Consider the following 1772-nt stretch of genomic DNA (forward strand, 5'->3'; position numbering starts at 1 on the left):
AATTATTTGTAATTAAATAAACTCCGTAAATATCGCTATTTCTAAAAACTTTATCGTAATATCTAATTCTGAAATCATAAATATAATTGGATTTGCTTTTTTCAATTATTTTAAAATCGCTTAAATAACCTACCCGCTCTCTTCCGCCCAATATTTGAAGAATAATTAAAGTCGTTAATAAAAAAATCGATAAACTTAAATAAATTATTTTTCGCATAAATCAACCTCGATTAAAATTTAAAATCTAAAATCTAAAATAAATAAAAGGATTATAAGTGCCGTTCACTAAATACATAATGCAAATAAACAATAATATAAATTGAATCACGCTTTCTACTATATAAATTTTGCTTGAAAATGTCGCTTCTTTAATTTTCGGAAATAAACTTTGAAACAATCCGCTAAATAAAACGCCGAATATAAAACAGACGAAAGTTTGAGGATAAAAGAAATAACGAACCGTATAAACGCTTTCTTTATAACTAAACATTAATTTGTATAATTCAAACGCATGTTTTAAGTCGTTCGCTCTGAATAAAACCCAGCCGATTACAAAAACAAATATTACATAAATATGATTGATAAACTTTAATTTATTCTTTTCCAATAATTTGCCTAAAAATATTCTTTCGATTACCAAAAAGAAACCGTGAAATAATCCCCATAAAATAAAATTATAACTCGCTCCATGCCACAGTCCTGTCGCAAAGAAAACGATTAAAAGATTTATATATGTGAATAATTTTCCTTTTCTGTTTCCGCCTAAAGGAATATATAAATATTCTTTAAACCAAGTCGATAAAGATATATGCCATCTTCTCCAAAATTCTTTTATAGATTTTGAAATATAAGGATAATTAAAATTTTCCAAAAAAGTAAATCCGAACATTTTGCCCAAACCTATAGCCATATCCGAATAGCCCGAAAAATCATAATATATTTGAAGAGTATATAAAATCGCGGAAATCCATGCCAAAGCCGTTCCCAATTCGTCCGTTGGCTGTTTCAATATTTCATCGCAAGATAAAGCGAACATATTTGCAAGAATTACTTTTTTCGATAAACCGTAAATAAATCTTTTAATGCCGTAAGATATATTTTCTAAATTTTCGTTTCTATTCATTATTTGATTTTCAATATCATGATATTTCACAATTGGACCCGCTATAAGTTGAGGGAAAAACGAAATATATAAAGCCAAATTGAATATATTTTTCTGAGCTTTATTATGTTCTCTATAAACATCAATTGCGTAAGATAAAGCTTGAAAAGTATAAAAAGATATTCCTATTGGCAAAACAATATCTTTTAATTCGATTATTTTATCTTGAGATAAAGAATTGATAATTGAAATAATAAAATTAGTATATTTGAAATATCCTAATATCGACAAATTGATTATAACGCATAAAGCCAAATATATTTTTTTATTTTTCAAATTATTTTCGTTTATCGCTTTTTCTATCAATAGAGCGAATATATAATTGACGATTATTGAAGAGAACATTATTAAAGTATAACTAACTCCTCCCCAAGCGTAAAAAATTATGCTCGCGACTAAAAGCAAAATATTTTTAAATCTTTTATCGATTAAATAGTATGAACAAAATACTACGGGAAGAAAAAGCCAAAGAAATATCATAGAGCTAAACAGCATAATAACTCCATGATTTATTTAATTTAAATGAAAGGAAGACTAATAAAAATTTTAAAATATTAGTATAGTATAGTATAGTATAGTATAGTATAGTATAGTATAGTATAGTATAGTA

General features: G+C 25.8%; 1 protein-coding gene and 1 pseudogene. Both read right to left on the minus strand.

The genetic code is table 11. From position 1 onward, the window contains the following. Positions 1 to 217, minus strand: a pseudogene (locus tag EZH24_RS11175) (DHHW family protein); the annotation flags it as partial. A 27-nt stretch (positions 218 to 244) separates the two neighbouring features. Further along, positions 245 to 1657, minus strand: a complete 1413-nt coding sequence (locus tag EZH24_RS11180) for an MBOAT family O-acyltransferase (RefSeq protein ID WP_137999183.1) — start codon at positions 1655 to 1657, stop codon at positions 245 to 247. Positions 1658 to 1772 lie beyond the last annotated feature (115 nt).

The sequence above is a fragment of the Brachyspira catarrhinii genome, assembly GCF_005518285.1.
Taxonomy (GTDB): Bacteria; Spirochaetota; Brachyspiria; order Brachyspirales; family Brachyspiraceae; genus Brachyspira; species Brachyspira catarrhinii.